Genomic DNA, 25319 nt, shown 5'->3' with positions numbered 1-25319 from the left:
CTCCTTAAGCGACAAACGTCAAAATACAGCCCGGCGCGATATCGTCCGGTACAGGCCCCGCAACGTGTACGGTGCCGGGAAATTCTGCTTCGCGCAGACCATCGAAGCGCAAAGTGATATGCCCCAGTTCACGCAGGTTTTGCTCGGCTACGCTGCCGACCGCCGTGACCGGATAGCAATGTTGACCCAATTCACACCGCGCGCCAGGCTGCAGCGCGCCGGTCAGTTCGCCATGACAATGGATGAAGCAAAATTCTTCGATATCCGCCGGCGCGCCTTCCCGAAACGTAATCAGCATCTGTTCGCCGAGCGCCTCCTTCGCGCTCTGGCCGATACGGGTGATGGTGGTTTGATAAATCACGCTCATGTCTGAACCTCTTATTGATAGATAAAGCCGGAAACAAACCAGGCGATAAGTACCGTGGGCGCGCCAGTCAGGAAGCGTCCGACCAGCACAGAAGGTACGCCGACGCGAACGGTGTCTTGTTTCGCTTCCGCCAGTGACAGGCCGACCGGGATAAAGTCGCAGGCCGCCTGCGCGTTAATCGCGAACAGGGCGGGAAGCGCCAGATGCGGGGGGATATTGCCCAGGCCTATCTGAACGCCGATCAGGACGCCAATGACCTGAGCGATAACCGCGCCAGGGCCGAGAAAGGGCGACAGCAGCGGGAAAGAGCAGATCAATGCCAGCGTCACCAGCCCCAGTGGATGGCTGGCTAATGGCGCCAGGCCGTGGGCGATCCAGTCGCCAAGACCTGAGGCCATAATGATGCCGATCAGCGCCGAAACGAACGCCATAAACGGCAGGATTGTTTTCAGGACCGTATCAATGGTGTCGCGACCGGACTGGAGCAGTACCGCCACGGCGGAGCCCATTCCCATACCGACTTTTGCCAGCAGCCCGTCGCTCTGCTCGGTGATTTTTTTGCTGGTGTCGTAGTCACGTCCTAATGTCGTTTTGGCAGGCTGAGGACTGGCAGGCGTTTCGCCGACAAGAGTAATGTTTTCTTCTTTTACGCCGGAGACATAAATATCCTCAACAATATACTGCGCCAGTGGGCCGGACTTACCCGTCGAGTGAATATTAATGGTTGGAATCCGGCGTTTCGGATAGATACCGCAGCGCAGCGTACCGCCACAGTCGATAATGGCCGCGCCGATCTCCGCTTCCGGCGGTTCGCCTTCTTTAAAGCCGTCCACCGCTTGCCAGCCTGTTAGTTGCGCCAGTTTGTCGACGATCGCCGGGCGCGTACCGGCTGTGATATAGACGATCTTTTTGCCTGGCGTAACGTCCAGTTCAAGCGGGCCGCCCCAGCCGCCGGCGCCTTTCTCAATACGAACCCGTGTCATGATACCGCTCCTGTCAGATGAACTTTCTGCTCAAGTTGAATCCCCATTTTTTTCTCAAAAATAGCGGTGGTGAGATCGGTGACCCAACCGCGGAAGAAGTTCGTCACCAGACCTACCAGCAGATAGCTCACCGCGAGCAGGCCGAGAGGAAGCCCTAACGTGGTGAGTCCGCTGGCGATCCCCAGATAAACAAACAGTTCGCCGGGATTGATATGCGGAAACAGACCGTTCATGGAGTGACAGCTATAGGAGGCCGCCGCGTAATAGCTCGGCTTGTACTTCTCCGGCATAAAGCGTCCCAGACTCAGGGTCATCGGATTACAAAAAACAAACGTTCCGATAAACGGTAAAAGCAGGTAGCGGGATAGCGGATTTCCGGCGCAGCGTTGGGCAAAACGCTCAATACGCTGCTGGCCGATAAAATTGATGAGCGCATTCATGATAACCAGCAGGCTTATCAGTAGCGGAAGAATACCTGTCACCATACCGGTAAACACCTCTCCGCCTTTCTGGAATAACCCGATGAACCACTCCGCACCATGTGTAATGGTTTCGATCATTGTTCTCTCCTGTAGGGTTTTTAGTTTTCTTGCTAATTTTCTGTTCATTGTAATCATGTTGAAAGATTCAAAAGTGTTATTGTGATCGCAAAATAAAAGAAAAATATTTTAAGTTGAAAGATTGCGGGAGTGGGGGAGCGGATACAAACTGAAAAGAGGAGAAAGGTGATTTATTCTCTTGTGCCGCTTCCTTGTGTGGCGGGGGATGCTTTACCATACTTCTCCCTGGCTGAATTTGTTTAATGGATGTCTCATGTTCAAGCGTCGTTATGTAGCGTTACTTCCACTTTGCGTATTGCTTGCTGCCTGTAGCAGCACGCCAAAATCTTCCGAGACTCAAGCGACGACGGGCACGCCTTCCGGCGGCTTTCTGCTTGAGCCGCAGCATAACGTCATGCAAATGGGCGGCGACTTCGCCAACAACCCTAATGCGCAGCAGTTCATTGATAAAATGGTCAATAAACACGGTTTCGACCGTCAGCAGCTGCAGGAGAGCCTCTCGCAGTCTAAAAGACTGGATTACGTCCTGCGTCTGATGGACAGACAAGCGCCGACCACTCAGCCGCCCGCCGGACCAAATGGCGCCTGGTTGCGCTACCGCAAACAATTTATTACGCCGGATAACGTGCAAAACGGCGTCGCGTTCTGGAATCAGTATGAAGACGCGCTGAACCGCGCCTGGCAGGTATACGGCGTACCGCCGGAAATCATCGTGGGGATTATCGGCGTGGAAACCCGCTGGGGACGTATCATGGGGAAAACGCGGATTCTGGACGCGCTGGCGACGCTGTCATTTAACTATCCGCGCCGGGCGGAATATTTCTCCGGCGAGCTGGAAACCTTCCTGCTCATGGCGCGCGATGAGCAAGACGATCCGCTCAATCTGAAAGGTTCCTTTGCGGGCGCGATGGGCTACGGCCAGTTTATGCCATCTTCCTATAAAGAATATGCGGTCGATTTCAATGGCGATGGGCACATTAACTTGTGGGATCCGGTAGATGCCATCGGCAGTGTGGCGAACTACTTCAAGGCGCATGGTTGGGTGAAAGGCGATACGGTTGCGGTGCCAGCGAATGGTCAGGCGCCGGGACTGGCGAATGGTTTCAAAACAAAATACAGCCTCTCTCAGCTTGCCGCCGCAGGCTTAACGCCGCAGCAATCGTTGGGCAATCATCAGGAAGCCAGCCTGCTTCGTTTGGATATCGGTACGGGCTACCAGTACTGGTACGGCCTGCCGAACTTCTACACTATTACCCGATATAACCACAGCACGCATTATGCGATGGCGGTTTGGCAACTGGGCCAGGCGGTAGCGCTGGCGCGGGTGCGCTAATTTACGCTTAGGGAGGGGAGCACCCCCTCCGCTATTATTATGGCTTTTTGGGCTGATTCTCTGCCTGCAAGTGGGATATCTTCTTTGATAGTGCCAGACTATATCCCAGACATCCCAGGCCTAAGATAATTTGACCGCCATCATACGGTTCAAAATAGCCTGACGACAATATATTCAGTACTCCCATTCCTAATGAACATACTCCACCCACAATTAACCACAGCCGTAGTTGACAGGTTTGTTTCAGTTTGTGCTGTGTGCTTTCCGTTTTTTTGAGTGACATCCTTGCTTTCTCTCCGTGCGTGTAAATTTAGCGACATGGTACTGCTATTTAGTCATGTGCTACCTCATTTCATTCTGCATAAATAACCTGCTGGCATTTTTTCGGAATCCGACTCGTAAAATCGACTGCTCGTCCCCATCTCTGGTGAGAAAGTGCTATCTTGTGCGGCAGGATTTCTAACTGACAGAGGTCATGATGACTGACAGTGAACTGATGCGGCTTAGCGAACAGGTCGGGCTGGCGTTAAAAGCGCGCGGGGCGACCGTAACGACAGCAGAGTCCTGTACCGGCGGCTGGCTGGCGAAAGCCATTACCGACATCGCCGGAAGCTCCGCCTGGTTTGAACGCGGCTTTGTCACCTATAGTAATGAAGCCAAAGCGCAGATGATTGGCGTGCGTGAAGAGACTCTGGCGCAGCATGGCGCGGTCAGCGAACCCGTAGTGGTCGAAATGGCGATCGGGGCGCTGAAGGCCGCTCGCGCCGATTTTGCTGTCGCTATTAGCGGAATTGCCGGGCCGGATGGCGGCAGTGAAGAAAAGCCGGTTGGTACGGTGTGGTTTGCTTTCGCCAGCGTCAGCGGAGAAGGGATTACGCGTCGGGAATGCTTCAGCGGCGACCGTGAATCGGTGCGTCGACAGGCGACGACGTACGCGCTACAAACCCTGTGGCAACAATTTCTACAAAACACTTGATACTGTATGAGCATACAGTATAATTGCTTCAACAGTACGAATTCACTATCCGGTTCAATACCAAGTTGCATGACAGGAGTAATAATGGCTATCGACGAAAACAAACAGAAAGCGTTGGCGGCAGCACTGGGCCAAATTGAAAAGCAATTTGGTAAAGGCTCCATCATGCGTCTGGGTGAAGACCGTTCTATGGATGTGGAAACTATCTCCACCGGTTCGCTTTCACTGGACATCGCACTCGGTGCGGGCGGTCTGCCGATGGGGCGTATCGTCGAAATTTACGGGCCGGAATCTTCCGGTAAAACGACCCTGACGCTGCAGGTGATTGCCGCTGCGCAGCGTGAAGGTAAAACCTGTGCGTTTATCGATGCGGAACACGCGCTTGACCCTGTTTACGCACGCAAGCTGGGCGTCGATATCGATAACCTGCTCTGCTCTCAGCCGGATACCGGCGAGCAGGCGCTGGAAATCTGTGACGCGCTGGCGCGTTCAGGCGCGGTGGACGTCATTGTGGTCGACTCCGTAGCGGCGCTAACGCCGAAAGCGGAAATCGAAGGTGAAATTGGCGACTCTCACATGGGCCTCGCGGCGCGTATGATGAGCCAGGCGATGCGTAAGCTGGCGGGGAACCTGAAACAGTCCAACACGCTGTTGATTTTCATCAACCAGATCCGTATGAAGATTGGCGTGATGTTCGGTAACCCGGAAACCACCACCGGCGGTAACGCGCTGAAATTCTACGCCTCTGTTCGTCTTGATATCCGTCGTATTGGCGCGGTGAAAGAGGGCGATAATGTCGTGGGTAGCGAAACGCGTGTGAAAGTGGTGAAAAACAAAATCGCCGCGCCGTTTAAGCAGGCCGAGTTCCAGATCCTCTACGGTGAAGGCATCAACTTCTATGGCGAACTGGTTGACCTGGGCGTGAAAGAGAAGCTGATCGAGAAAGCGGGCGCATGGTACAGCTACAACGGCGAGAAGATTGGCCAGGGTAAAGCGAACGCGACTACCTGGCTGAAAGAGAACCCGGCGACAGCGAAAGAGATCGAGAAAAGGGTTCGTGAATTACTGTTGAGTAATCAGAATGCCACGCCCGATTTCGCCGTTGACGATAGCGAAGGCGTTGCAGAAACCAACGAAGATTTTTAATCATCAGGTGATGGTGGGTCGGGCAAAACGAAACCGCCATTCAGCAAAACGTTAAATTACCATCAAGGGCTGCATTTATGCGGCCCTTTTGGCATTTCTCCCTGTTAAGGTTTTTTATGAGTGAACCCACATCGCGCCGTCCCGCTTATGCTCGTCTCCTTGATCGTGCGGTACGTATTCTTGCTGTCCGCGATCACAGCGAGCAGGAATTACGGCGTAAACTCTCCGCGCCGGTGATGGGCAAAAATGGGCCGGAAGAGATTGATGCGACGGCAGACGATTATGAACGCGTGATCGCCTGGTGCCACGAACATCACTATCTTGATGACGAGCGCTTCGTGATGCGCTTTATCGCCAGTCGTAGCCGCAAAGGCTATGGCCCGGCGCGTATTCGCCAGGAGTTGAATCAGAAAGGCATTTCCCGTGAATCGACTGAAAAAGCGATGCGAGAATGTGAAATTGACTGGAGTGAAATGGCACGTGAACAGGCCGTTCGCAAATATGGCGAGCCGCTCCCTTCAAACTTTTCAGAAAAGGTTAAGGTACAGCGCTTTTTGCTCTATCGCGGGTATCTGATGGACGATATCCAGCAAATATGGCGAAATTTTGCAGATTGAGCGCATACGGGATTTTACTTCCCGGTAAAGAAAACTTATCTTATTCCCACTTTTTCCGTCTGGACGCGGGTTGCTTAACGGCGAACAGCGTCTGCGACGAATATTCCTTAAATACACAAAATCATTCAAGCCGCATCAAAGCGGCAAGTGAGCCTCGGGAACTCGTGACCGGGAAACTCGCAGCTAACGCAGAGGCGGCCTGAAGGATGAAGTGTAGCTTGATTTCAGGATAATTATGAGCAAGAGCACCGCTGAGATCCGTCAGGCGTTTCTCGACTTTTTCCATAGTAAAGGGCATCAGGTAGTTGCCAGCAGTTCCCTGGTGCCTAACAATGACCCCACTCTGTTGTTTACCAATGCCGGGATGAACCAGTTCAAGGATGTTTTCCTTGGGCTCGATAAACGTAATTATTCCCGTGCAACCACTTCCCAGCGTTGCGTACGCGCGGGGGGGAAACACAACGATCTGGAAAACGTCGGATACACTGCACGTCACCATACTTTCTTCGAAATGCTGGGCAACTTCAGCTTCGGCGATTACTTCAAACACGACGCCATTCAGTTCGCATGGGAATTACTGACCGGTGAAAACTGGTTTGCTCTGCCAAAAGAGCGTTTATGGGTCACCGTCTATGAAACCGACGACGAAGCCTATGAGATCTGGGAAAAAGAAGTCGGCATCCCGCGCGAGCGTATTATCCGTATTGGCGACAATAAAGGCGCGCCATACGCATCGGATAACTTCTGGCAGATGGGCGATACCGGTCCCTGCGGTCCGTGCACCGAAATCTTCTACGATCATGGCGACCACATCTGGGGCGGCCCTCCGGGAAGCCCGGAAGAAGACGGCGATCGCTATATTGAGATCTGGAACATCGTCTTTATGCAGTTCAACCGTCAGGCTGAAGGGACGATGGAACCATTGCCGAAACCGTCTGTAGATACCGGTATGGGGCTGGAGCGTATTGCCGCGGTACTGCAGCACGTTAACTCTAACTATGACATCGACCTGTTCCGCACGTTGATTGAAGCGGTAGCGAAAGTCACCGGCGCTACCGATCTGGGTAATAAATCGCTGCGCGTTATCGCCGACCACATCCGTTCTTGCGCATTCCTGGTTGCCGATGGCGTGCTGCCGTCGAATGAAAACCGTGGTTATGTGCTGCGTCGCATTATTCGTCGCGCGGTTCGTCACGGCAACATGCTGGGCGCGAAAGAGACCTTCTTCTACAAGCTGGTTGGGCCGCTGATTGAGGTAATGGGCTCCGCAGGCGAAGAGTTGAAACGTCAGCAGGCGCAGGTCGAGCAGGTTCTGAAAACGGAAGAAGAGCAGTTCGCTCGTACGCTGGAGCGCGGTCTGGCGCTGCTGGATGAAGAACTGGCGAAATTGCAGGGCGACACCCTGGACGGCGAAACCGCTTTCCGTCTGTATGATACTTATGGTTTCCCGGTCGATCTAACGGCGGACGTCTGCCGTGAGCGCAACATCAAAGTCGACGAAGCCGGTTTTGAAGCCGCCATGGAAGAGCAACGCCGTCGCGCGCGCGAAGCTAGCGGTTTTGGCGCGGACTACAACGCGATGATCCGCGTTGATAGCGCTTCTGAATTTAAAGGTTATGACCATCTGGAACTGAACGGCAAAGTGACTGCGCTGTTTGTCGATGGTAAAGCGGTTGAAGCGATTAACGCGGGACAGGAAGCTGTTGTCGTGCTGGATCAGACCCCATTCTATGCGGAATCAGGCGGTCAGGTTGGCGATAAAGGCGAGCTGAAAGGCGCTGGATTTACTTTCGCTGTGGACGACACGCAAAAATATGGTCAGGCGATTGGTCACCTCGGCAAATTGTCTGCGGGCGCTCTGAAAGTGGGCGATGCGGTACAGGCTGACGTAGATGAAGCGCGCCGCGCACGTATCCGTCTGAACCACTCCGCCACGCACCTGATGCACGCGGCGTTGCGCCAGGTGCTTGGGACACACGTTGCGCAGAAAGGTTCGCTGGTTAGCGATAAAGTGCTGCGCTTCGACTTCTCGCACAATGAAGCGATGAAGCCGTCGGAGATTCGTGAGGTTGAAGATTTGGTGAATGCGCAAATTCGCCGCAACCTGCCGATTGAAACGAACATCATGGATCTCGACGCGGCGAAGGCGAAAGGGGCCATGGCGCTGTTTGGCGAGAAATACGACGAACGTGTACGCGTTCTGAGCATGGGCGATTTTTCTACCGAACTGTGCGGCGGTACTCACGCCAGTCGTACCGGTGATATCGGTCTATTCCGTATTATCTCTGAGTCCGGCACCGCAGCGGGCATTCGTCGTATTGAGGCGGTAACCGGTGAAGGCGCTATGGCCACCGTTCATGCGCAAAGCGATCGCTTAAACGATATTGCGCATCTGCTGAAGGGCGACAGCCAGAATCTGGGCGACAAAGTGCGTGCCGTGCTGGAACGTACACGTCAGCTGGAAAAAGAGTTGCAGCAGTTGAAGGACCAGGCCGCAGCGCAGGAGAGTGCAAATCTTTCCAGTAAAGCGGTCGATCTCAACGGCGTGAAGCTCCTGGTCAGCGAGCTTGCTGGTATTGAGCCGAAAATGCTGCGAACCATGGTTGATGATCTGAAAAATCAACTGGGGTCTACCGTTATCGTACTGGCAACGGTTGTTGAAGGTAAGGTTTCTCTGATTGCGGGCGTGTCGAAGGATGTGACCGACCGGGTTAAAGCAGGGGAATTGATTGGTATGGTCGCTCAGCAGGTGGGCGGTAAGGGTGGCGGTCGTCCGGACATGGCGCAAGCCGGTGGTACGGATGCGGCAGCTCTGCCTGCAGCGTTAGCCAGTGTACAAGGCTGGGTCAGCGCAAAATTGCAATAATTATAAGCGTTCGTTGGCGCCGCAGCTCGTGCTGCGGCGTTTACGTCAACGCTATCGACAACGATAAAGTCAGGTTGAAGTTTTGTATATCGGCTAAACTTAGGTTTAACAGAATGTAATGCCATGACTGCTTACACCTAAGGTGTTTGTCATCGCTTACTTTTTGGCGTTATATGATGGATAATGCCGGGATACAGAGAGACCCGACTCTTTTAATCTTTCAAGGAGCAAAGAATGCTGATTCTGACTCGTCGAGTTGGTGAGACCCTCATGATTGGCGATGAGGTCACCGTGACAGTTTTAGGGGTGAAGGGCAACCAGGTGCGTATTGGCGTGAACGCCCCGAAAGAAGTTTCTGTCCATCGTGAAGAGATCTACCAGCGTATCCAGGCTGAAAAATCCCAGCAGTCCAGTTACTAAGGTTTTCGCGTCTCACTTTTCGGGTGAGACGCAGCCTCTCTTCTCGCTCGCCCGCGTTGTCCTTTCATGACTTTTTTCAACCTCACTGTTGATATGGTGCGCTTTTGGCGGCCAGCGTGTCATCAAATTATCTGTTGATAAAACACTCTTTTTGGCTTTTTTACAGACTAATTGAGCGTGAAGTGTGCAAACGATAAAAGCTCTGGAAAAATTGTTTGACTTATAAGTCCCAGAAAGTAATATGTGCGCCACGCAGCGATGATGAGCAGAACAAGTTCTTCGAAGCACTCGTAAGAGGCGTGTGGTGAGGTGGCCGAGAGGCTGAAGGCGCTCCCCTGCTAAGGGAGTATGCGGTCAAAAGCTGCATCCGGGGTTCGAATCCCCGCCTCACCGCCATTTGCATCCGTAGCTCAGCTGGATAGAGTACTCGGCTACGAACCGAGCGGTCGGAGGTTCGAATCCTCCCGGATGCACCATCTCTTACTTGATACGGCTTTCACCGCGGTATCAATATCGGCAGTAAAGCAAGTTTTCCGATGCATCCGTAGCTCAGCTGGATAGAGTACTCGGCTACGAACCGAGCGGTCGGAGGTTCGAATCCTCCCGGATGCACCATATTCTCCGTACTTTCAGTGATGAAGATACGGATAAGATAGCGGTAATCACCGCTGGCACCAGGAAGGATAACGTTGCGTTAGCAACGGCCCGAAGGGCGAGCCGTAAGGCGAGTAATCCTCCCGGATGCACCATCTTATTTAGTGTGGCAGTAAATGCGACATCAAATCTTGTAGTAAACATCATTTCCAATGCATCCGTAGCTCAGCTGGATAGAGTACTCGGCTACGAACCGAGCGGTCGGAGGTTCGAATCCTCCCGGATGCACCATATTCTCCGTACTTTCAGCGATGAAGATGCAGATAAGATAGTTATAATCACCGCTGGCACCAGGAAGGATAACGTTGCGTCAGCAACGGCCCATAAGGCGAATAATCCTCCCGGATACGTTACTGCCCTGCAATCGCTTTTCCCCTTATCCTGAATACACCTCTTCATCTCTATTAGCGACAAAATCAACCAATTGCGATAAAGTACTGTCTGGTTATTCGGTTTGCGAGAACACGATGTACGCACGTTATGCTGGTTTGATTTTTGATATGGACGGTACTCTCCTGGATACCGAACCCACGCATCGCAAAGCGTGGCGTGAGGTTTTGGGGCGCTATGGTCTTCGTTTTGATGAACAGGCAATGGTCGCGCTTAACGGTTCGCCAACCTGGCTTATCGCCCAGTCAATCATTGAGCTTAACCATGCCGATCTTGATCCCCTGTCACTGGCGCGTGAGAAAACCGACGCGGTAAAAAGCATCCTGCTGGACTGCGTAGAACCGCTGCCGCTGGTTGAGGTGGTCAAAGCGTGGCATGGGCGGCGTCCCATGTCGGTCGGTACCGGTAGCGAAAGCGCTATCGCGGAAGCCTTGTTAGCGCATCTGGGGCTGCGTCGTTATTTTGATGCGGTTGTGGCGGCAGATCACGTACAGCATCACAAACCCGCGCCTGACACCTTCCTACTGTGCGCCCAGCGGATGGGCATCATGCCGACGCAGTGCGTGGTATTTGAATATGCCGATTTTGGTTTACAGGCGGCGCGGGCGGCGGGAATGGATGCCGTGGATGTCCGACTATTGTGAGTGACGGACTGTCGCTCCTGTCTCTGTTTGCCAGTAGTTTTCTCAGCGCGACGCTGTTACCCGGTAATTCTGAGGTGGTTTTGGTTGCTATGCTGGTCTCCGGCGTCAGTCATCCCTGGGTCTTAGTCTTAACAGCAACAATGGGTAATAGCCTTGGAGGGGTAACTAACGTTATTCTTGGGCGTTTCTTTCCGCTGCGCAAAACGTCGCGCTGGCAGGAAAAAGCGACTGGCTGGCTAAAGCGTTATGGCGCAGCCACACTATTATTAAGCTGGATGCCGGTCATCGGTGATTTGTTGTGCCTGTTAGCGGGATGGATGCGCATCCCGTGGGGGCGGACGATCTTTTTTTTGTGTCTTGGTAAGGCGCTGCGCTATGTTGCGCTCGCAGCGGCGACGGTTCAGGGCATGATGTGGTGGTAATAATTGTAGGTTTGGCATGTATGGCCGCCATTACAGTTATGCTTATTAAAACGATTTGGACAGGCGGGAGGTCAATTTGATCCCGGACGTATCACAGGCTCTGGCCTGGCTGGAAAAACATCCTCAGGCGTTAAAGGGGATACAGCGCGGGTTAGAGCGCGAAACGCTGCGTGTCAATGCTGATGGCACGCTGGCGACAACAGGTCATCCTGAAGCGTTAGGTTCAGCGCTGACCCATAAATGGATTACCACGGATTTTGCGGAAGCCCTACTGGAGTTTATTACGCCAGTCGATGGCGATATCCAGCATATGCTCACCTTTATGCGCGATCTCCATCGGTATACGGCCAGGAAACTGGGCGATGAGCGGATGTGGCCATTAAGTATGCCCTGCTATATTGCGGAAGGGCAGGACATAGAGCTGGCGCAGTACGGCACATCCAATACCGGGCGCTTTAAGACGCTCTATCGCGAAGGGCTGAAAAATCGTTATGGCGCCTTGATGCAAACCATCTCCGGCGTACATTACAATTTTTCATTACCGATGGCGTTCTGGCAGGCGAAATGCGGCGTTACGGAAGGCGAAGCGGCAAAAGAAAAAATTTCTGCCGGCTATTTTCGTCTGATTCGCAACTATTACCGTTTTGGCTGGGTCATCCCCTATCTGTTTGGCGCGTCTCCGGCCATTTGTTCCTCTTTCCTGCAAGGGAAGCCAACCACATTACCGTTTGAAAAAACGGACTGCGGCATGTACTACCTGCCGTATGCGACGTCGCTGCGTTTGAGTGATTTGGGCTATACCAATAAGTCGCAAAGCAATCTCGGAATTACGTTTAACGATTTGCATGAATACGTTGCAGGTCTGAAGCGGGCGATTAAAACCCCTTCCGAGGAGTACGCGCGGATTGGTGTGGAAAAAGACGGTAAGCGGCTACAGATTAACAGCAACGTTCTGCAAATTGAAAATGAGCTGTACGCGCCCATTCGTCCCAAGCGCGTGACGCGCAGCGGCGAATCGCCTTCTGACGCGCTTCTGCGTGGTGGTATTGAGTATATTGAAGTTCGTTCTCTCGATATTAACCCGTTCTCACCGATCGGCGTAGACGAGCAACAGGTGCGCTTCCTCGATCTGTTTATGGTCTGGTGCGTATTGGCCGATGCGCCGGAAATGAGTAGCGATGAGCTGTTATGTACGCGTACTAACTGGAATCGCGTTATTCTGGAAGGGCGTAAGCCGGGCCTGACGTTAGGCATTGGCTGTGAAACTGCGCAGTTCCCGCTGCCCAAAGTAGGGAAAGATCTCTTCCGCGATCTGAAACGCGTGGCGCAAACGCTGGACAGTATCCACGGGGGAGAGGAGTATCAAAAGGTGTGTGACGAGTTGGTCGCCTGCTTTGATAATCCTGAGCTGACATTCTCCGCCCGAATCTTACGGTCTATGATTGATGAAGGCATTGGCGGCACCGGGAAAGCGTTCGGTGAGGCTTACCGTAATCTGTTACGCGAAGAGCCGCTGGAGATTTTACAGGAAGAAGAGTTTATTGCTGAACGTGACGCTTCAGTACGTCGTCAGCAGGAGATTGAGGCGGCGGATACCGAGCCGTTTGCCGCGTGGCTTGCAAAACACGCCTGACCCAAAAGAAAAAGGCCACTCACGGAGTGGCCAAAATTTCATCGCTGAAAACAGGGATGATGATAACAAATGCGCGTCTTTCATATACTCAGACTCGCCCCGGAACAAAGAGTTCAGTTTATTTTTAAAAAATTATCGGAGGTGACTAAATGCCATTATTAGATAGCTTCGCAGTCGATCATACCCGGATGCAAGCGCCGGCGGTCCGGGTTGCAAAAACGATGAACACCCCGCATGGCGACGCAATCACCGTGTTTGATCTGCGTTTTTGCATTCCGAACAAAGAAGTGATGCCGGAAAAAGGGATTCATACGCTTGAGCATCTGTTTGCTGGCTTTATGCGCGACCACCTCAACGGTAACGGCGTTGAGATTATCGATATCTCGCCGATGGGCTGCCGTACCGGTTTCTACATGAGCCTGATTGGCACGCCGGACGAGCAGCGTGTTGCCGACGCGTGGAAAGCGGCGATGGCGGATGTGCTGAAAGTGCAGGATCAAAACCAGATTCCGGAGCTGAACGTTTACCAGTGCGGTACGTATCAGATGCACTCGCTCAGTGAAGCGCAGGACATTGCCCGTCATATTCTGGAGCGTGATGTGCGCGTGAACAGCAATAAAGAGCTGGCGCTGCCGAAAGAAAAACTGCAGGAATTGCATATTTAGTCTTATTGGTGAGCGGTTCCAGTATTTAAATTAACCCCGGTTTATGACCGGGGGTTTTTTATTGCTTAATATAATTTGTATTTATTATATTTGCGGCAAGAATACATTTTAAATTAAGTAATGCCTGGCCTGTTAAATAATAAAATGTGATCTGGTAAACAGAAAAGGCGGATAACTCACGATGCCAGAGTGTATTGATCACATAAACTAAAAATCATAAATAATTAATAGAAAAACATAATGGAATGAGCCAGATATCCAGGTAATAACAAGACTCTACTAATAGCCGGTCGATGGGGTTTTTAGCAAATCTTATCTGGTATACATCAAACTTAAGGGATAAAAAATGAAGGCTAAATATTTGGCGCTGATGATCGGTGCTTGCTTTTCTCATAACCTTTGGGCAGCGAATAATATCACTATTGAGCAGCGTCTGGCTGAACTGGAGCAACGTGTTGTTAATGCTGAAAAACGGGCATCCGATGCCGAGGCGCAAATTCGCTCGTTGAAACAGCAGCAGGTCGCCGCTACGCCGACGGTGAATGTCCAGTCCGCCGAGCCCATTGCAGCAGATAAAACGCCGCCGAAGCTGACCTTATCCGGATTCAGCGATATTAAGTTCTATGGCGATGTCGAATTTAATATGGATGCGGCAAGCCGTTCCGGTAGCCTGACCTCGATGAGAACGTCAGCGAATAAAGATTGGGCATCAGGAACCAATGAACGCTGGGATATTAACGGGCGCTTGTTGCTGGGCTTTGATGGCTACCAGCGGCTGGACAACGGTAATTTTGCCGGATTCTCTGTACAGCCTCTGGCGGACCTGACCGGAAAAATGAACCTTGATGATGCCGTTTTCTTCTTTGGTCGTGAGAATGACTGGAAAATTAAGGTTGGTCGTTTTGAAGCCTACGATATGTTCCCGCTGAATCAGGATACGTTTATTGAATATTCGGGGAATACAGCGAACGATCTTTACAGTGACGGTTACGGCTATATCTATATGATGAAAGAAGGACGGGGACGTAGCGACAGTGGGGGTAACTTCCTGCTGAGCAAAACCATCGACAACTGGTATTTCGAAGTTAACACATTGCTGGAAAATGGCAGTACGTTATATACAGAGAAGCAGTACCACGGAATGGATTTAACCAACGATAAAAACGTGGCTTACGTCCGTCCGGTTATCGCCTGGCAAAACGGGCGTTTTTCAACGGCGATAGCGATGGAAAGTAACGTCGTTAACAACGCCTATGGCTATTATGAGAATGGGAAGTGGATCGATCAGTCAGATCGTACGGGCTATGGTTTTACCATGACCTGGAATGGTCAAAAAACTGACCCGGAAGATGGCGCAGTGATTAACCTGAATACCGCCTATATGGATGCGACCGATGAGACAGATTTTACCGCTGGGGTGAATGCGCTGTGGCATCGATTTGAACTGGGTTATATCTATGCGCATAACAAAATCGAAGCCTTCAATGATACCAATATCGATGCCGTTTGTGAGGACGATTGTTGGATCACCGATCCCGGCAATTATGATATTCACACTATTCATGCCTCATATTTATTCCCCAACGTGATGGATATGAAAAACTTTAACATCTACCTCGGTGCCTATGCTTCATGGGTAGAGGCCAATCCGAATAATGGCGATAACAGTGAAGATGCGCGTTACGGCGGGCGTCTGAGATTCAAATATTTCTTTTGATTGTTGGTTTACTAAAAAAGGGATCCGCAGATCCCTTTTATCAGATAGTTAGTGCGCGCCGCCACCGCCGCCGCCCGCACCGAAGGGCGGTTTGGCGAACCACACCAGGCCGAGCAGCACCAGGAAGATCCCCGCCGACATCCAGAAGATTTCGTTGGCGGAAATAATCAGCCCCTGATTCGTGATTTGCTGGGCTATCCAGCCTGACGCCTGTTGGTGCGTCATCCCTAAGCCTTCCAGTTTATCGTACATAGCCTGAGCGTTTGGATTATACGCCGTAACCGACTCCGTGAGCTGAGCATGGTGTAGCGACTCACGATCGGTCCACATAGTGGTGGTAATCGAGGTGCCGATGGAGCCCGCCAGCGTTCGCGTGAAGTTCGACAGGCTTGATGCCGCCGCCAGCCGTTATGGCGGTAACCCGGAGAGCGTAATGGTGGTCAGCGGCATAAAGAAGCAGGCGACGGCAAATCCCTGAATAAACTGCGGCCATGCGGAAGCGCCGAAATCCATACCCGGTTCGAACGTCCAGGCGCGCCAGTAAAAACAGACGGCGTACATAATGAAGCTGAACGTGACCAGCCTGCGCATATCCAGTTTATGCGCGAAGCGTCCGATAATCGGCGACAAAATTACCGGAATAATGCCGACTGGCGCCGACGCCAGACCTGCCCACGTTGCGGTATAGCCGTACACCTCTTGCAAAAGCTGCGGCAGTAGAACAATGGCGCCGAAATAGAGCATATAGGCAAGGCTGATGCACAAGTAGCCAATCGTGAAGTTACGCGATTTAAAAAGAGAAAGATCGACGATAGGGTGATCGTCGGTCAGTTCCCAGACGATCAGGAAACTGATGGCGATGACGGCGACCACGGTCAGGATGATAATTTCCTGTGAGGAGAACCAGTCCAGCTCTTTACCGCGATCGAGCATAATTTGCAGGCTGCCGATGCCAATCACCAGTAACGCCAGCCCGACGGCGTCAATACGTCGCCGTTCGGTATGCGTTTCACGTCCGCGCAGCGTGTGTAACGTCATCAGGACGACGGCGATGCCAATCGGCACGTTGATGAAGAAAATCCATCCCCAGTGGTAATTATCACTGATGTAGCCCCCCAGAATCGGGCCGCAAATCGGCGCGACAATGACGGTCATTGACCAGAGCGCCAGCGCAATGGAGCGCTTTGCAGGCGGGTAGTTATTCAGCAACAGGCTTTGCGAGAGCGGAATCAGCGGCCCGGCGACCACGCCCTGCACCACGCGGAAGAAGATAAGCATATTCAGGCTGCTGGATACGCCACAGGCCCAGGAGGCCGCGGCAAAGGCGACCGTCGACCACATGAACAGTTTGACTTCGCCAAAACGTTTCGCCAGCCAGCCGGTTAAGGGAATCGAGATAGCGTTCGCCACCCCGAAAGAGGTGATAACCCATGTCCCCTGGCTTAGGGAAGAACCCAGGTTCCCGGCGATGGTCGGAATCGCCACGTTGGCAATGGTGGAGTCCAGCACCTGCATGAATGTCGCCAGCGACAGCGCGATCGTCATGATGACGAGCTGCGCGCCCTCCAGCGGTTTTTGCTGTTGCATCACACGCACCTCAGGATTAACCCGCGTTAGCCTGTACGATGTCGTCGATCAGTTTATTGACCGGCGCGAGATTAATTTCGCGTGCGTTACTTTCGGCAACCGGCGTCGTTCGTACCTGGCTGGCCAGTACCTGACCGTCGCGATTAGCGGTATCCACGGTGACCAGCGTCGATAAACCAATGCGCAGCGGATGTTGTTCTAACTGGCGGGCGTCCAGTTCGACGCGTACCGGCAGACGTTGAACCACTTTAATCCAGTTACCCGTCGCATTTTGCGCGGGCAGCAGGGAGAAGGCGCTGCCTGTCCCCATATCCAGACCGACGACTTTACCGGTGTATTTTACGTCGTCGCCATAAATATCAGTAATCACCGTCACTGGCTGCCCAATGCGCATATTCGCTAATTGGGTTTCTTTAAAGTTAGCGTCCACCCACAGATCGGTTGCAGGCACCACGGCCATCAGCGGCGTGGTGGGGCTGATTTGCGCGCCAGGCTGGACGGCGCGGCGGGAGACATAACCAGTCATTGGGCTGACGATGCGAGTACGCTCCAGCGCCAGCCAGGCGTTACGCACTTCGGTCGCCGCTTGTTGAACCGCAGGCTGATCTTCCAGATTACTGTTGAGTATCATTGCCTGGTTGGCATTGTACTGTTGAATGGCGACATCCAGCTGTGCCTGCGCGCTGGCGACGGCATCGCGGGCGTGTTGCAGCTCTTCCCGGCCAATAAGATTGGCATTACCCAGCGGCACACGACGGTTAAGGTCGCTCTGCGCTTGCGCCAGGGCGGTTTTTTGCACGTCGATATTCGCCTGCAACTGCTTACTGTTAATCATCAACTGGTGCGTTTGGCGCACGCTGGAGGCCAGCGCCGTTTTGGCTCTTTCAAACGCTTGTTTGGCGTCAGTCTGATCGAGCGTGACCAGAACATCGCCCTCTTTTACAAAGTCGGTGTTATCAGCCCAGACTTTCGTCACGCTGCCTGACACCTGCGCCATGATTTGAACCTGGTTCCCTGCCACGTAAGCATCATCTGTCTCTTCAATATGACGCAATACTAAAAACCAATAAATTCCATATGCCACGGCAATAATAACAAAGAGCAAGGTAAGAAGTAGCAGCGCTGTTTTGCGTTTGCCTTTCTTCTTAGCCGGTTGCTGCGGGGTTTGGATCTCCGCATTTGCGCTCATGTTGTTCTCCACGATCTTATTATTCACATCGGCTGAGCCGACCTGTTGTCAGAAAGGCCAGCAGTAATGCGTGCCGGCCTGTCCGCTTTCCTGTTATTAATCTGGATTTTTGAGCGGGTCGGCGCTTTAGCGCAGCGCCTCAAGAACAGTGCCTTCCTGCTCCATTTGATCAAGACGCGTCAGGAGTTTACGAGTGATGTGCTCAAGTTGATCTTTTTCGGCTGTGCTAAGTGATGACCAGAGTTGATGCAGACAATGATGCTGAGGCGGAAGCACTTCTTGCAAAAATGCCTGGCCTTTCTCCGTTAATTGCAGATGCAGGCAACGGCGGTCGTTATCGCTCTCACGACGCTCAATCCAGCCGCGTTTTTCCAGCTCATCTGCAATGCGTGTCGCATTGGTGCGAGATGAACCCAGCGCGCAGCTTAATTCAGACGGCTGAATACTGTGGTTTTCCTGAGACTCCAGCGTAATCAACGCCATAAACAACGTCTCGTTAATCCCTTGAGCCTTCAGCATTTTATTGCGGTTTTCCAGGAGCTTGCCTTGCATGTGCATACAAAGACGAGTCAAAAGAATTTCCTGATAAGGAAAGTCTTCGTGACGGCTGGCGCGAAATTTTAGCATTTGTTCAATGGGCGTAAACGAACTATCCATTTGGGAATGACCTCATTAATTTCAGCCGATATAGTAACGACAGTGACAAATAAAGTAAATGTATTATTAATACAAAATCATTCTTTCAGGCTATAAAGCAACCAATGATACGCAGACTGAGACGCCAGCGGGAACATTGGGCCCGGTAAAGCGCCGCCTGCGGCAAATCCAGGAATGACGAGAAAAGCGTGAGTGCCTGCATGAAAAAATCAGGAGAGAACGATAAGCGGGAGGGGCGAAAGCCGGGTAAACGGCCTTACAACCCGATGCAAAAGCCACCGGAATATCACGGATAGCTATCGGTGAACGACCTTCGAATCCTTGAACGGGCGCTATTGGCCTGGGAGCAGATGGGGATGCAGGGCTTTCCATAGAATTATATTATTCTTCACCGGTATAAAAATAACCATGATAAATGAATAGCATAACCTTAACAGACTGGGGAGCTCCTTAACACCCTAAGGAGCTTAAACAAAGGTAAACGCTCACTATCCGCTTAATTTACGGCTTCCTGTCGGTGAAAACCTCGCCACCAGACCAGTAAATTAAGTAAGGCTACCGTGACACCCGCCAGACAAACGCCGGCCCAGCCGGCATGTTGCCAGGCGGAGGCGGAAATCAGCGACCCCGCGGCGCCACCGATAAAGTAGCTGGTCATATAGCCGGCGGTGAGCCGGTTACGCGCATCCGGATGCAAACGATAGATGACCGTCTGATTGGTGATATGTACCCCCTGAACGGTGAGGTCCAGTACCAGAATGCCAATAATCAGCGCCAGTACCGAGGTATGCCCAAGCCAGATAGCCAGCCAGGAGAGTAACAGCAGCAGTAAGCCGAACGTGGTGGTGAGGTGAGATTTACCTTTATCGGCAAATCCGCCAGCCGGACGCGCGCCTAAAGCGCCGGCGGCCCCCGCCAGGCCAAACAGGCCAATCATCCCCTCGGAATAGCTAAACGGCGGCGCGGCGAGCAAAAAGGCCATTGACGTCCAGAGGATGCTGAAATTAGCAAAGGTCAGACAGCCCAGCAGCGCGCGGGTACGCAGCAGCTTATCGTGAATAAACAGGCTGAATACAGAACCCAACAGCTGCGGGTAGTTAAGATGGGTGTCGGATTTGAGCTTTGGCAGTCCGCGCCACAACGCGACGGCCATCAGCGCCATCAGCGCCGACGCTACCCAAAATACGGTGCGCCAACCGCCGAGGTTTGCCAGCAGTCCGGCGACCGTTCGCGCCAGCAGGATCCCCAGCAACAGGCCGCTCATAATGGTGCCGACCACTTTACCGCGGGTGGCGGGCGTCGCAAGCGTGGCGGCCAGCGGAACCAGAATCTGCGCCACCACGGAGAACAGTCCGGTTAAGGCCGTTCCGAGTATCATCATGCTAAGCGACTGACTGCTGGCGGTGATCAGCATTCCGCCAGCCGCCAGCAACGTCATGGAGACAATCAGCGTTCGGCGTTCAAACATGTCGCCGAGCGGCACCAGAAACAACAGGCCAGCGGCATAGCCCAACTGCGCGGCGGTAACGATAAACCCTGCGGAGCTGGCGGAAAGCGAAAAGTGATGCGCGATGGTATCAAGCAGCGGCTGGGCATAGTAGTTGCTGGCGACCGCCAGACCCGTGGCCACAGACATTAAAACGATCAGCGCCGGGCTAAGCTCATGAGTGGGTTTCGTCATTATGGCAATCGTGATTCAGATAATTATTTCCTGGGAAAACAATCATAGCGGATGTTGATGAATAAAGGGGAACGGTGACGTGATGAATCGTGCGCTTTGAGGAGAGATTGAATAGGCCGGATAGCGGCGCATGAACTGCGCTTTATCCGGCATAAAAAACGATCTTATTTCTGCGCGGCCAGCGCTTCTTTCACCCAGCCGTCAAACTGCTGCTGGTGGGCGTTGATCCAGCCGTCCACGTGGCCCTGAACATCGGCTTCAGACGATTTACCGGCATGCATCATGGCGTTCTGCGCGTTGATATCCGCCAGCGGCAGCTTCATGATGGCGAACAGTTTCGCCGCCGCCGGGTTTTTCTCCGCCCATGCCTTATTGGCGACAATATGCATGGTATTAACCGGGAACCCATAGTTCGCGCCGTTCGGCAGTTTAGTATCAATATTTTTCTGTTCGCCCGGCAGAGAGGAGAACGGCACCTGTAGCCAGACGACATCTTTACCCGGCTTCATTACGTCGCTCACCCAGTACGGGGTCCAGGTGTAATACAGCACCGGCTTGCCTTCTTTAAAACGGGTAATGGTATCAGCCATCATCGCCGCATAGTTACCGTGGCTGACCTCAACGGTTTTTTGCAGATCAAACGCTTTATTCTGATGATTGATCACGGCTTCGCAGCCCCAGCCCGGCGAGCAGCCCATCATGTCCGCTTTTCCGTCGCCATTGGTATCGAAGATTTTGGCGATTTTCGGATCTTTTAGCTGAGCGATATTGGTGATGTTGTACTGCTCGGCGGTTTTTTTATCGATCAGATAGCCCTGCGCAGCGCCGGAGACGAAGACGCCCTCGCGGTAAAACTTGTTGTCTCCGCCTGCTGCGGCATACATATCATCATGCAGCGGCTGCCAGTTCACGGCGGTAAACGTCGCATCGCCAGAGGCGATGGAGGTATAGCCTACGTTGTAATCGACTTCACTCGGCTTATTTACGGTATAACCCAACTTTTCCAGCGCCCGACTGACCAGTAACGTCTGGAAGGTCTCTTCAGAAATCGTGCTTTGGATAGGTTGGACGGTAATGCCTTTGCCAGGCAGGTCGGCAGCGAAAGCGCTGGCGGTGACAAGGGTGGCAAACGCTGAGGCAAATATCACGGTATGTCGCATCGTTGTTCCTTTAATTATGGTAGGGAGTTGTAAGCCCGGTAAGCGCAATGTCACCGGGCGTCAGGAGAGTTACTTAACGAAAGGGCGGGTGATTAGCCCAACAGGACCGGTGGTATACCAGCGACGGTTACCGCGGCTACGCGAGTCGCGCCCGACGGCCTGCGTCAGACGGTCCAGAATGATGGCGAGAATCACAATGCCGACGCCGCCGACGGTTGCCAGCCCCATATCAAGACGACCAATGCCGCGTAGTACCATCTGGCCAAGTCCGCCGACCGCAATCATCGAGGCGATAACGACCATCGAGAGAGCCAGCATCAGCGTCTGATTAACGCCTGCCATAATGGTGGGCATCGCCAGCGGTAGTTGCACTTTGAACAACATTTGGCGCGGGCTGGCGCCGAACGAGCGCGACGCTTCAATTAAGTCGGCAGGCACCTGGTTAATGCCCAGGATCGTCAGGCGTACAATCGGCGGTAGAGCAAAAATAATCGTCACCACCACGCCCGGCACGTTACCGATGCCGAATAACATGACAATCGGCACCAGATAGACAAACGCGGGCGTGGTCTGCATCGCATCCAGCAGCGGACGAACTATTTTGGCCGCACGCGGGCTGCGCGCCAGCCAGATTCCCATCGGTAATCCGATCACGACGCAGAACAACAGGGCGGTCAACACCAGCGCCAGGGTAATCATCGCCTGCGACTAGGCACCGATCGCGCCGATCGCGATCAGCGATATCAGCGTCGCGATCCCCATGCCCACGCCGGAAACCTGCCAGGCAATCAGCGCAAAGAGAATAATCGCCACAGGGGCGGGCATTCCCAGCAGCAGTTGCTGAAAGCCGTTGAGGATGTAATCCACCGGCACACGAATCCCCTGAAAAAGGGGACGGAAATGGGTGACGACCCAGTCGATTCCCTCTGTGACCCAGCTATCCAGCGGGATCAGCGTCTTATGGAACGGGTCCAGAAGAGAAAAGTGTTCAGGGGCTGGCGCGGGCGCGCTGTTCAACCAGTCGGTACTGCCGCCGTCCGTGGCTACGCCTGCCGGTGTTCCCCAGGCATCAGCCGTTTGCGTCGTAGTATCGGCCACCTGTGCGGTATCCCACGGATTCGTTTGATCAGCCATTGTTACCCCCCTCGCGATCTAAAGCCTGTAGCAACATACGTTTTGAAATAATGCCAACATACTGGTGTTCTTCATCGACAACCGGCACCGCGCAGGGCGCCTGGCCGACGTGAGAGAGCAACTCGCTGAGTGGGGTTTGCGCATCAACAACTAAAGGGTCGTCGATAAGCGCCGCTTCAATCCCTTGCGCCTGGCTTAATGCCGCTTTTAATGAGTCGATGGACACGACGCCCACGAATTTATTGCCACGCTCAATGACGTAACCATATTCACGGTCTTCGTCCTGTAATAATTTCAGTGCCGAACGGGGACCGAAACCTGGCGTTTTACGAATTAAGCCGACCGGACTGCGACGGGCAATATCTTTGGCGCTAAAGACCTGACTAATATCCACGCCACGGAAGAACGTGCGGACATAATCATTTGCCGGATTATTCAGGATCTCATCCGGCGTACCAACCTGTACGACCTCGCCATTTTGCATAATGGCAATCCTGTCGCCAATACGCATAGCCTCATCAAGATCGTGGGAAATAAAGACAATGGTGCGCTGATGTTTCGCCTGTAATTTCACCAGTTCATCCTGCATTTCGGTACGAATTAATGGATCGAGGGCGGAAAACGCTTCGTCCATTAATAAGATATCAGGGTTGATTGCCAGCGCGCGGGCAAGTCCAACACGCTGACGCATCCCACCGGAAAGTTCATCCGGATAGGCATGAGCGTAATTTTCAAGCCCCACCTGACGCAAGGCGTCCAGCGCTTTTTCGCGACGCTCTTGCGCCGCGATGCCCGCTAATTCCATACCGAATGCCGTATTATCCAGCACGGTCATATGCGGCATGAGCGCAAATGACTGGAAGACCATCGCAATCTTTTTCCTGCGCACCTCGCGAAGCTCAGCGTCTGATATTTTGGCAATATCAACGCCGTCAATCAGTACCTGTCCGCGGGTGGGTTCAATCAGGCGATTGAGAAGGCGTACCATTGTGGATTTACCCGAGCCGGATAATCCCATGATGACAAATATCTCGCCTTCTTCAATGGCCAGACTGGCGTCTTTAACGCCAAGCGATAGCCCCGTTTTTTCCAGTATTTGCTCTTTCGATAGTCCCTTTTCAATATATTTGAAGGCACGCTGCGGATGCTCTCCAAATATTTTATACAGATTCTTCACTTCTAATTTAATTGCCATGCAATAGAATGATTCCTGTTATTTACTTATGTCGATATGTTACCTGATAGAAATAGTTACCTTTTTCTACCCTAACATACTCAGAATCTGAGACAACCCTGAATTTGCTTCTGGCATGAATATTGCGAGGTGCTATCGGCTGTGATTTCCCATGATATAAGGGCTGAACGCGAATGGGGAGGAAGAGATATTTTTTGGAACAACCAGCAAAAATCCACCTGAATTGGAGGAATCCAAGTGAATAATGTCACTCGTATTGAGTGTAGGACATGTTGTAATATTTGCGCGATTTAACCCGGTATTGCTTGAAATAAAGGCATGGAAAATGTAACGTTATTTCCCATGCCCGCAAGGTTAAAAATTCCAGTCTTCGTCTTCGGTTTCGACTGTTTTCCCCATCACATAAGATGAACCTGATCCGGAAAAGAAATCATGATTTTCGTCGGCATTCGGCGAGAGCGCGGCAAGGATTGCGGGATTCACGTCAGCCATCTCTGGCGGAAATAACGCCTCATAACCCAGGTTCATTAAGGCTTTATTGGCGTTGTAGCACAAGAAGGCTTTGACGTCGTTAACCCAGCCGGTTTCCGCATATAACGCTTCTGTGTAGCAGATTTCGTTGTCGTACAGTTCCATCAACAAATCCAGCGCGAAAAGCTTTAACTCTTCACGCTCGATTGCCGATAGTTTTTGTAGCGCTATCTGATACTTATAACCAATATAATAACCGTGAACCGCTTCATCGCGAATGATTAAACGAATCAGGTCGGCAGTGTTCGTGAGCTTACCGCGGCTGGAGAAATACATCGGCAGCCAGAAGCCGGAATAGAACAGAAAAGACTCTAAAAAGACGCTGGCAATCTTTTTCTTTAGCGGTTCATCGCTGACGTAATGAGCCAAAATAATCTGCGCCTTACGCTGAAGCGGCGGGTTTTCTTCGCTCCAGGCGTAGGCGGCATCAACCTCTTTCGTCTGGCACAGCGTGGAAAAAATAGAACTGTAAGAGCGGGCGTGTACCGCTTCCATAAAGCTGATGTTCGACAGCACTGCCTCTTCATGCGGCGTGATGGCATCTGCCATTAACGACGGCGCGCCTGCGATGTTCTGGATAGTGTCGAGCAGCGTAAGTCCCGTAAACACGCGAATGGTGAGCTGCTGTTCGGCGGCGCTCAGCGTCTGCCAGGCCGGAATATCATTCGATAACGGCACTTTTTCCGGCAGCCAGAAGTTACTGGTCAGCCGGTTCCACACCTCCAGATCTTTGTCGTCCTGGATCTTGTTCCAGTTGATGGCGCTAATACGAGATAATTTCATATGGCTTTC

Annotated in this window: 21 protein-coding genes, 4 tRNA genes and 2 pseudogenes; 15 read left to right on the top strand and 12 right to left on the bottom strand. The window is 52.5% G+C overall.

What is annotated here, in order from left to right; all coding sequences use genetic code 11:
* Window positions 1-4: 4 nt before the first annotated feature.
* Genes srlB through srlA form a run of 3 tightly spaced genes read right to left on the bottom strand, consistent with a single transcriptional unit; the run spans window position 5 to window position 1910 of the window.
* Window positions 5-367 carry a PTS glucitol/sorbitol transporter subunit IIA gene (gene srlB, locus ACQ29O_RS18020; protein ID WP_000111553.1) on the bottom strand — a complete coding sequence of 121 codons (363 nt, stop codon included), beginning with the start codon at window positions 365-367 and terminating at the stop codon, window positions 5-7.
* 11 nt (window positions 368-378) lie between these two features.
* Window positions 379-1350, bottom strand: a complete 972-nt coding sequence (gene srlE, locus ACQ29O_RS18015) for a PTS glucitol/sorbitol transporter subunit IIB (protein WP_000199040.1) — start codon at window positions 1348-1350, stop codon at window positions 379-381.
* The gene (gene srlA, locus ACQ29O_RS18010; RefSeq protein WP_001746444.1) at window positions 1347-1910 is read right to left on the bottom strand and encodes a PTS glucitol/sorbitol transporter subunit IIC; all 564 of its coding nucleotides are present in this window, start codon (window positions 1908-1910) and stop codon (window positions 1347-1349) included. Before srlA ends, srlE begins: the two co-directional genes overlap by 4 nt.
* A 253-nt stretch (window positions 1911-2163) precedes the next feature.
* Between srlA and mltB the strand changes: the two genes are divergently transcribed.
* The gene (gene mltB, locus ACQ29O_RS18005) at window positions 2164-3243 is read left to right on the top strand and encodes a lytic murein transglycosylase B (protein ID WP_001746445.1); all 1080 of its coding nucleotides are present in this window, start codon (window positions 2164-2166) and stop codon (window positions 3241-3243) included.
* 37 nt (window positions 3244-3280) lie between these two features.
* Here mltB and ACQ29O_RS18000 read toward each other — a convergent pair whose 3' ends face one another.
* Window positions 3281-3526 carry a hypothetical protein gene (locus ACQ29O_RS18000; RefSeq protein WP_001519391.1) on the bottom strand — a complete coding sequence of 82 codons (246 nt, stop codon included), beginning with the start codon at window positions 3524-3526 and terminating at the stop codon, window positions 3281-3283.
* Between the two features lie 195 nt (window positions 3527-3721).
* On the opposite strand from ACQ29O_RS18000, the gene pncC reads away from it, so the two are divergent.
* From pncC to ACQ29O_RS17930, 14 genes are all read left to right on the top strand, one after another.
* The gene (pncC, locus tag ACQ29O_RS17995; protein WP_000132239.1) at window positions 3722-4219 is read left to right on the top strand and encodes a nicotinamide-nucleotide amidase; all 498 of its coding nucleotides are present in this window, start codon (window positions 3722-3724) and stop codon (window positions 4217-4219) included.
* 84 nt (window positions 4220-4303) lie between these two features.
* Entirely contained in the window at window positions 4304-5365 is a 1062-nt protein-coding gene (recA, locus tag ACQ29O_RS17990; RefSeq protein WP_000963150.1) for a recombinase RecA, read from the top strand.
* A 116-nt stretch (window positions 5366-5481) separates the two neighbouring features.
* Window positions 5482-5982, top strand: coding sequence for a recombination regulator RecX (gene recX / locus ACQ29O_RS17985; RefSeq protein ID WP_001294863.1), 501 nt, complete (start codon window positions 5482-5484; stop codon window positions 5980-5982).
* 235 nt (window positions 5983-6217) lie between these two features.
* Entirely contained in the window at window positions 6218-8848 is a 2631-nt protein-coding gene (alaS, locus tag ACQ29O_RS17980) for an alanine--tRNA ligase (protein ID WP_000047242.1), read from the top strand.
* A 234-nt stretch (window positions 8849-9082) separates the two neighbouring features.
* Window positions 9083-9268, top strand: a complete 186-nt coding sequence (gene csrA, locus ACQ29O_RS17975; protein WP_000906486.1) for a carbon storage regulator CsrA — start codon at window positions 9083-9085, stop codon at window positions 9266-9268.
* A 303-nt stretch (window positions 9269-9571) separates the two neighbouring features.
* Window positions 9572-9664 (top strand) — tRNA-Ser (locus ACQ29O_RS17970).
* A gap of 3 nt (window positions 9665-9667) precedes the next feature.
* Window positions 9668-9744, top strand: a tRNA-Arg gene (locus tag ACQ29O_RS17965).
* Window positions 9745-9806: 62 nt separating this feature from the next.
* Window positions 9807-9883, top strand: a tRNA-Arg gene (locus tag ACQ29O_RS17960).
* Between the two features lie 193 nt (window positions 9884-10076).
* A tRNA-Arg gene (locus ACQ29O_RS17955) sits at window positions 10077-10153 on the top strand.
* Between the two features lie 236 nt (window positions 10154-10389).
* A complete protein-coding gene (yqaB, locus tag ACQ29O_RS17950) occupies window positions 10390-10956 on the top strand; it encodes a fructose-1-phosphate/6-phosphogluconate phosphatase (protein ID WP_000271293.1) in 567 nt (188 codons plus the stop codon).
* On the top strand, window positions 10953-11378 hold the full coding sequence (locus ACQ29O_RS17945) for a YqaA family protein (RefSeq protein ID WP_001279499.1): 426 nt from the start codon (window positions 10953-10955) through the stop codon (window positions 11376-11378). The genes yqaB and ACQ29O_RS17945 overlap by 4 nt, the downstream gene beginning before the upstream one ends.
* Before the next feature lie 76 nt (window positions 11379-11454).
* Entirely contained in the window at window positions 11455-13011 is a 1557-nt protein-coding gene (gshA, locus tag ACQ29O_RS17940; protein ID WP_000611821.1) for a glutamate--cysteine ligase, read from the top strand.
* Between the two features lie 149 nt (window positions 13012-13160).
* Complete coding sequence (gene luxS / locus ACQ29O_RS17935) at window positions 13161-13676, top strand: S-ribosylhomocysteine lyase (RefSeq protein WP_001130194.1); 516 nt, start codon at window positions 13161-13163, stop codon at window positions 13674-13676.
* A gap of 346 nt (window positions 13677-14022) precedes the next feature.
* A complete protein-coding gene (locus tag ACQ29O_RS17930) occupies window positions 14023-15393 on the top strand; it encodes a carbohydrate porin (protein WP_000645138.1) in 1371 nt (456 codons plus the stop codon).
* A gap of 48 nt (window positions 15394-15441) precedes the next feature.
* On the opposite strand, the pseudogene emrB reads toward ACQ29O_RS17930, so the two are convergent.
* The 8 genes and pseudogenes from emrB to nrdF all read right to left on the bottom strand — a co-directional run bounded on the left by emrB (window position 15442) and on the right by nrdF (window position 25310).
* A pseudogene (emrB, locus tag ACQ29O_RS17925) lies at window positions 15442-16980 on the bottom strand (multidrug efflux MFS transporter permease subunit EmrB).
* Between the two features lie 16 nt (window positions 16981-16996).
* Window positions 16997-18169 carry a multidrug efflux MFS transporter periplasmic adaptor subunit EmrA gene (gene emrA / locus ACQ29O_RS17920; RefSeq protein ID WP_001275606.1) on the bottom strand — a complete coding sequence of 391 codons (1173 nt, stop codon included), beginning with the start codon at window positions 18167-18169 and terminating at the stop codon, window positions 16997-16999.
* 126 nt (window positions 18170-18295) lie between these two features.
* Window positions 18296-18826: a transcriptional repressor MprA gene (mprA, locus tag ACQ29O_RS17915; protein WP_000378431.1), complete on the bottom strand. Its 531-nt coding sequence runs from the start codon at window positions 18824-18826 to the stop codon at window positions 18296-18298.
* A gap of 496 nt (window positions 18827-19322) precedes the next feature.
* Entirely contained in the window at window positions 19323-20507 is a 1185-nt protein-coding gene (locus tag ACQ29O_RS17910; protein WP_000165758.1) for an MFS transporter, read from the bottom strand.
* Window positions 20508-20671: 164 nt separating this feature from the next.
* Window positions 20672-21667 carry a glycine betaine/L-proline ABC transporter substrate-binding protein ProX gene (gene proX, locus ACQ29O_RS17905; protein ID WP_001216622.1) on the bottom strand — a complete coding sequence of 332 codons (996 nt, stop codon included), beginning with the start codon at window positions 21665-21667 and terminating at the stop codon, window positions 20672-20674.
* Window positions 21668-21736: 69 nt separating this feature from the next.
* Window positions 21737-22801, bottom strand: a pseudogene (gene proW / locus ACQ29O_RS17900) (glycine betaine/L-proline ABC transporter permease ProW).
* On the bottom strand, window positions 22794-23996 hold the full coding sequence (proV, locus tag ACQ29O_RS17895) for a glycine betaine/L-proline ABC transporter ATP-binding protein ProV (protein WP_000985529.1): 1203 nt from the start codon (window positions 23994-23996) through the stop codon (window positions 22794-22796). Before proV ends, proW begins: the two are co-directional and overlap by 8 nt.
* Before the next feature lie 354 nt (window positions 23997-24350).
* Complete coding sequence (gene nrdF, locus ACQ29O_RS17890; RefSeq protein ID WP_000777901.1) at window positions 24351-25310, bottom strand: class 1b ribonucleoside-diphosphate reductase subunit beta; 960 nt, start codon at window positions 25308-25310, stop codon at window positions 24351-24353.
* Between the last annotated feature and the right edge of the window lie 9 nt (window positions 25311-25319).

It is taken from the genome of Salmonella sp. GDC200615 (assembly GCF_050574145.1).
GTDB classification, from domain to species: Bacteria; Pseudomonadota; Gammaproteobacteria; order Enterobacterales; family Enterobacteriaceae; genus Salmonella; species Salmonella enterica.
Note: the sequence above shows the minus strand (reverse complement) of the source record. Positions and strands in the feature narration are given on the sequence as shown.

What these genes read in the sequence shown, in the direction of transcription:
- srlB (WP_000111553.1), bottom strand. Translation starts at nt 367, where the DNA reads ATGAGCGTGATTTATCAAACCACCATCACCCGTATCGGCCAGAGCGCG.
- srlE (WP_000199040.1), bottom strand. Translation starts at nt 1,350, where the DNA reads ATGACACGGGTTCGTATTGAGAAAGGCGCCGGCGGCTGGGGCGGCCCG.
- srlA (WP_001746444.1), bottom strand. Translation starts at nt 1,910, where the DNA reads ATGATCGAAACCATTACACATGGTGCGGAGTGGTTCATCGGGTTATTC.
- mltB (WP_001746445.1), top strand. Translation starts at nt 2,164, where the DNA reads ATGTTCAAGCGTCGTTATGTAGCGTTACTTCCACTTTGCGTATTGCTT.
- ACQ29O_RS18000 (WP_001519391.1), bottom strand. Translation starts at nt 3,526, where the DNA reads ATGTCACTCAAAAAAACGGAAAGCACACAGCACAAACTGAAACAAACC.
- pncC (WP_000132239.1), top strand. Translation starts at nt 3,722, where the DNA reads ATGACTGACAGTGAACTGATGCGGCTTAGCGAACAGGTCGGGCTGGCG.
- recA (WP_000963150.1), top strand. Translation starts at nt 4,304, where the DNA reads ATGGCTATCGACGAAAACAAACAGAAAGCGTTGGCGGCAGCACTGGGC.
- recX (WP_001294863.1), top strand. Translation starts at nt 5,482, where the DNA reads ATGAGTGAACCCACATCGCGCCGTCCCGCTTATGCTCGTCTCCTTGAT.
- alaS (WP_000047242.1), top strand. Translation starts at nt 6,218, where the DNA reads ATGAGCAAGAGCACCGCTGAGATCCGTCAGGCGTTTCTCGACTTTTTC.
- csrA (WP_000906486.1), top strand. Translation starts at nt 9,083, where the DNA reads ATGCTGATTCTGACTCGTCGAGTTGGTGAGACCCTCATGATTGGCGAT.
- yqaB (WP_000271293.1), top strand. Translation starts at nt 10,390, where the DNA reads ATGTACGCACGTTATGCTGGTTTGATTTTTGATATGGACGGTACTCTC.
- luxS (WP_001130194.1), top strand. Translation starts at nt 13,161, where the DNA reads ATGCCATTATTAGATAGCTTCGCAGTCGATCATACCCGGATGCAAGCG.
- ACQ29O_RS17930 (WP_000645138.1), top strand. Translation starts at nt 14,023, where the DNA reads ATGAAGGCTAAATATTTGGCGCTGATGATCGGTGCTTGCTTTTCTCAT.
- emrA (WP_001275606.1), bottom strand. Translation starts at nt 18,169, where the DNA reads ATGAGCGCAAATGCGGAGATCCAAACCCCGCAGCAACCGGCTAAGAAG.
- mprA (WP_000378431.1), bottom strand. Translation starts at nt 18,826, where the DNA reads ATGGATAGTTCGTTTACGCCCATTGAACAAATGCTAAAATTTCGCGCC.
- ACQ29O_RS17910 (WP_000165758.1), bottom strand. Translation starts at nt 20,507, where the DNA reads ATGACGAAACCCACTCATGAGCTTAGCCCGGCGCTGATCGTTTTAATG.
- proX (WP_001216622.1), bottom strand. Translation starts at nt 21,667, where the DNA reads ATGCGACATACCGTGATATTTGCCTCAGCGTTTGCCACCCTTGTCACC.
- proV (WP_000985529.1), bottom strand. Translation starts at nt 23,996, where the DNA reads ATGGCAATTAAATTAGAAGTGAAGAATCTGTATAAAATATTTGGAGAG.
- nrdF (WP_000777901.1), bottom strand. Translation starts at nt 25,310, where the DNA reads ATGAAATTATCTCGTATTAGCGCCATCAACTGGAACAAGATCCAGGAC.